At 56.8% G+C, this 4,672-nt stretch carries 6 protein-coding genes; all 6 read right to left on the bottom strand.

Annotated elements, in window-relative coordinates; genetic code table 11:
* Window positions 1–470 (bottom strand): hypothetical protein (locus EN991_RS24075; RefSeq protein WP_206519239.1); only part of this gene is annotated, 470 nt, incomplete at its 3' end.
* The gene (locus EN991_RS24070) at window positions 448–1,257 is read right to left on the bottom strand and encodes a methyltransferase domain-containing protein (protein ID WP_081714306.1); all 810 of its coding nucleotides are present in this window, start codon (window positions 1,255–1,257) and stop codon (window positions 448–450) included. The genes EN991_RS24075 and EN991_RS24070, both read right to left, overlap by 23 nt.
* A 5-nt stretch (window positions 1,258–1,262) precedes the next feature.
* The gene (locus EN991_RS24065; protein WP_164753574.1) at window positions 1,263–2,039 is read right to left on the bottom strand and encodes a class I SAM-dependent methyltransferase; all 777 of its coding nucleotides are present in this window, start codon (window positions 2,037–2,039) and stop codon (window positions 1,263–1,265) included.
* Window positions 2,032–3,300 carry a hypothetical protein gene (locus tag EN991_RS24060; RefSeq protein WP_127365514.1) on the bottom strand — a complete coding sequence of 423 codons (1,269 nt, stop codon included), beginning with the start codon at window positions 3,298–3,300 and terminating at the stop codon, window positions 2,032–2,034. Before EN991_RS24060 ends, EN991_RS24065 begins: the two co-directional genes overlap by 8 nt.
* The gene (locus EN991_RS24055) at window positions 3,297–4,127 is read right to left on the bottom strand and encodes a glycosyltransferase (RefSeq protein WP_164753576.1); all 831 of its coding nucleotides are present in this window, start codon (window positions 4,125–4,127) and stop codon (window positions 3,297–3,299) included. The genes EN991_RS24060 and EN991_RS24055 overlap by 4 nt, the downstream gene beginning before the upstream one ends.
* 97 nt (window positions 4,128–4,224) lie before the next feature.
* Window positions 4,225–4,672: NAD-dependent epimerase/dehydratase family protein (locus EN991_RS24050; protein WP_127369696.1), on the bottom strand; the 448-nt coding region annotated here is incomplete at its 5' end.

Genomic DNA, 4,672 nt, shown 5'->3' with positions numbered 1-4,672 from the left:
ATCATGTCCTGGCTGCCATAGGCAGCGTAGAGCGCCTTGTAAGCGAGCGCGCGAAGACCCTTGAAGCGGTCCAGAAGCACCGTGGACTCGCGGGCGACCAGCCTATGGCTGCGGAGAAGTCCCACGCTTCGCGCGGCAGCCAGAAACGAGTTTACCCGTGCGTGGCTCGAGAACACCAAATCGTACCGATGCCGGATCAGCCGCGGAGCGAGCAAAAACTCGCTCATGGCCTTACCGCCGCCAAAGCCGTAGCTGCACCGAATTCCCTTCTGGTGTGATCCAGCGGCCTCGCCCGCCGCCTGGCCACCCAAGAAGCCGATTTCGACGTCCCAGTCGGGTCGTCTCGCGAGTGCGCGCGCAACAAGTTTCAAGATGGTTTCGGCACCGCCTCTTCTGTCGAGCGGAATGGCGATCAGCGCGAGCTTCCTTTTCATGAGCCGCGGGAACTCACTGTTTTCGCCGAAAGACATAGGCGTAGGTTTCAGCGGCATCCTTGCGGAGAAGCAGGGCCGAAACGCCTAACCAGATGCGCCAGGCAAGAAAGGCCGGCACGAAAAAATAGAAGTAGGAGCTTTTCCAGAACAGACGGCGCTCGACAAGTTCCAGGTCGTTCCGTTTTGCGATTGTCTCGACGTCACTGGGCAAGCACTTGTCGTAGAAGGCCGGAAACCCGTCATGACCCATGCCCTTTTCAGGATAGATCGCAAAAAGCAGCCGTCGTTTCATCCCCTCCGGCAGGACCCGATTCAATCTGGCAAAAACGGCGTTGCGCGAGGGCGAGAAAATGGCAACCACGCCTCCCGGCTTCACGCAACTGGCAATGCCGCGCAAGGCACCCTCGCCATCACGGACGTGTTCGAGCGTTGCCTGGCAAATGACGACGTCAGCATCGCCCCTCCCCCTAAACGAGGTAAGGTCCGCTTCAATCTCCTCGTCGTATATTCCGCGCGGCGCTTTCGACAACTCTTCCGCGTCGAGGTCGAGCCCAACGACAAAAAGCCTCAGGCGCCGCTTCTCCGAAAGACTGACGAACGGCCTGGCACCCCCGCCAAGGTCGTAAACCCGTGCATTTGAGGTAAGTAAGGGAGGTGCTATCTCCGTCGCAAAGGTCCGGTTGCCGTCGATGCGAAGGCGTCGCGGCAGAGCTCTGTCCAGGAACTCGGAAACAGCCACATTCGCACGAACAAACTTTCGCAATATCGATACTGCTTCACCACCGGTTTCGTTTGGCGATCTGCGCCCACTCGGATTGGACATCCGCGCTATATCCTGTGGAAGACGTAGAGCCGCGTATGATGCGAAAATGGCCCGAGCAACCGGTCCGCGGCAGCACGCAAACCTCTCAGGATTCCATTCTTGCTGTCGTACCAGGCCTGCATCGGCTTGGAGAAAAATGTCTCGTCCTTCAGCCCCTTGAAGCCTCCCCTTGGCTGGGATCCCAGAAGCTTGAAGCCGTGCTGTTCGAAACTGGAAACAATCGAAGACGGCCCAAGAACGAACTGGTAAAATCCGGCCTGTTCACCTGAAAACCTGGGATAGAGACCCATTCTGATCTTCAACTGTCGGAGAGGAGAAATGCTCGGCACTGTCACGAAGGCAACTCCTCCTGATCGGATGATGCGCCTCATCTCCAATGCGATCTCATCGTAACCGTCGAAGAAGTGCTCGATCACCCCCAGGGACCACACCCCATCGAAGAATCCGTCCGCGAAGCCCGTTGCTCGAACATCCCCCACGGTCACTTGCAAATGGGGCGCGGCACGGTTCACCATCCCCACGGTCTTCTGCGCGAAGTCGATCCCGTAGGCGGAAAAGCCTGCCTGGTGGAGGCCATGGACCGTATTGGCCAAGCCACATCCAGCGTCCAGGACCTTGGCCGATCCGGTCAGATATCGCTTGGTGGTTTCAACGACAAAGCGATCCGGCCTCAAGACAATCCCGTCGGCCCAGTGAGAATCCCAATAGTCGTCATCAGCCACCGTGCCGACATGGACGATGCGCCTGTTTTTCTCGTCGTAAAATGCTTTCTTCTCATTCATTTCTGGCATCCGGCCCGACCATCAAAACCGTGCGCTGTTTCGCACCAGGCCCTTGGTCTGCAATCACATTCCTCAATGCGAAAAAGGAACAGGCCGCGGCAACGACATATCCGAACAAAAATGCCATTTCACTGCCAAGCGGCACCCGCCACCAAAGGCCCAATGCCGCCAGACAACAGCAAGCCAACGCCCCTATCGCGTAGGAATAAGTCAACGTCATCGCTTTGTTCGACCGAAGCGCAAACGGGTCGATGATCACTTTTTTGGTCCTGTTGACCAGAACAGCACAAGAAACGATCCCGAACACCGCAGGATCAAAAGACTTCCCCAGCCATCCGGAGGCATGGCCCGAGAAAAACAGGCCAACTATTCCGGCCGCAGCCGCAGCCGCAAAAATGAGTGCGATGGCCGCTCCTTCGAACAGTCCGCGCCGAAACTCCCTGACGTTTCCATTTGCGGCACTGAGAAACGCCCTTGGCACGAAAACGAAGCTGGCCGCATTCATGAAGAAGCCGACAGACCGTTGTGAAAGATCGACACAAAACGAGAAGACACCGAGATGGGTCTCGGAGCCAAGCAACAAAACAATGTATCGAATGCCGACAAACACGCCGCTCTCGGCCAGATTGCTCAACACAAATCCCCAGCCTGTGACCAGAGACCCGGCAAGATAGGAAAAGCCAGGTCGTCTCAGATTCCTAGGTCCCAGCAAGGCAAATGAAATCAGCGCTCCGACGAAATAGGAGAGCGAAAAGGCGGCAAGAGCCGATCCTACTTTCGCATCGCCGACAAGCAGGATTATGGCTCCTGCCTGGTATGCTACGGCCTGGCCAATCGCCGACCAACCGTACGCCCACAAACGCAGTTGTGACCTCAAAATCTCTTGAAGTGCGGTGTGCAAGCCGAAAGAAATGATGATGGTCGCGGCAACGGCATTGCCAAATCCCAGCCACGTCAGTGCCAGCCCAGCCAGGACGACAAACAACGCCACAACTGCAAGCACGGTCAAAATGGACGACACGTACTCTCTACCCATTCCCGCGGCATGCATTTTTGCGGAAACCGGCATTATCGAATAGGTCGCGACTCCAAAAACAAGTGTCGAAATAAATGAAACTGTCGCAATCGTCGTGCTGAAAATACCGTACTGTCCAGTCTCCAGATGGCTTCCGATGTACAGCAATGTCGCTATGTTCAGAAGACCAGGAACAATTCGTATTACGATGGCTTCCACCAACTTCCACAGGCTGGCTTCTTTCATGAAGTCACCCGCACGAATGATCTCTTGACCAAGAACGGGAAACTCAAGATACCAAAGCTCAAACAGGCAAGAACCGCCTTACCCAGGAACCGAACCGACCGATATCGTCCTAGCCAGAATGCCTTGATGTAGATCAAGTTCAGCAACAACATCGGGTATGCATTTTGTCGCTGAAGAAGCCGAATCCTTGCCGTCATCCCCTCCGGCAAATATCGTTTTCGTCCAATCTCGACATTGACACAGATAACGTCGTATTCGATCGCCAATCTGGACCAGAGAAGAGATGTTGGAACACGGCGGAACCGCCCCGCAGGGGGCACGGCAACCCGTTTAAGCAAAGGAGTTCTGATGACCTCCTTCTTGTCGCCGACCACCCGTTCGTCGGCCCGCATCTTTATCAGGTTTGTCCGTTCCAACGGAAACGGCTCTGCTGCCGTCTCTGGGTGGCCAAGAGCCATCGAGAACACAAAACCCGCAATCTTCTCATCGACACCTCTCTGCGAAAGGTGCTCACAGACTTCCGGCAAGCGATCGGCGAAGAGATCGTCGTCATCATCGAAGACCATGCAATAGTCGCCAGTGGCGGAAGCAATCGCCGAAAACATTGCGCGGCCTCTGCCGTCATTCGGGCCAGTGGTGACCACCAAACTGGAATCGCGAGACGCGATTTTCGCAAGCGCTTCGTTCGTTCCGTCGGTCGAACCGTCGACATGGACGCATATCTGCAATGGGCAGTCCGCACGTAGCAGTTGCTGAACCAGCGCGGCAACGCGATCCCGCCGATTGAACGTGGGGATGCAGACGCTCAATAGCGCCTTGGACTGCAATGGATTGCAGACTGCCTGTTTGCGAGCCGTGTCGATTCCATCTGCTCCTGGTTACGTGATCATGGAACAGCGCGGATCAGCCGAGAAACGCCGAGCCTTATCCCCGCCCGAAATAAGCCTTGTACCACTCGACGAACCGCCCGACGCCCTCGGTCACTGTCGTCGTCGGGCGGTAGCCGACCGCCTGCTCCAGCGCCGAGGTGTCGGCGAAGGTATCGGGCACATCGCCGGGCTGCAGCGGCAAGAGTTCGACGATGGCTTTGCGGCCGAGCGCGTTTTCCAGCGCCTCGACATAGGCGGTCAACTTAACCGGGTTGTTGTTGCCGATGTTGAAGATGCGCCAGGGGGCGCTGCTTGTGGCCGGATCCGGACGGCTGGAGTCCCAGGCGGCATTGCCCGTGGCCGGGCTGTCGCTGGCACGGATCACGCCTTCGGCGATGTCGTCGACATAGGTGAAGTCGCGCGTGTGGTTGCCGTTGTTGAACAGTTTGATCGGCTCGCCAGCAAGAATGTTTTTGGTGAACAGGAACAGCGCCATGTCCGGG

It is taken from the genome of Mesorhizobium sp. M7A.F.Ca.US.005.03.2.1 (genome assembly GCF_003997795.1).
In the GTDB taxonomy this organism is placed as follows: domain Bacteria; phylum Pseudomonadota; class Alphaproteobacteria; order Rhizobiales; family Rhizobiaceae; genus Mesorhizobium; species Mesorhizobium ciceri.
This window is presented reverse-complemented; position numbering and strand designations above follow the sequence as displayed.

What these genes read in the sequence shown, in the direction of transcription:
- EN991_RS24065 (WP_164753574.1), bottom strand. Translation starts at nt 2,039, where the DNA reads ATGAATGAGAAGAAAGCATTTTACGACGAGAAAAACAGGCGCATCGTC.
- EN991_RS24070 (WP_081714306.1), bottom strand. Translation starts at nt 1,257, where the DNA reads ATGTCCAATCCGAGTGGGCGCAGATCGCCAAACGAAACCGGTGGTGAA.
- EN991_RS24060 (WP_127365514.1), bottom strand. Translation starts at nt 3,300, where the DNA reads ATGAAAGAAGCCAGCCTGTGGAAGTTGGTGGAAGCCATCGTAATACGA.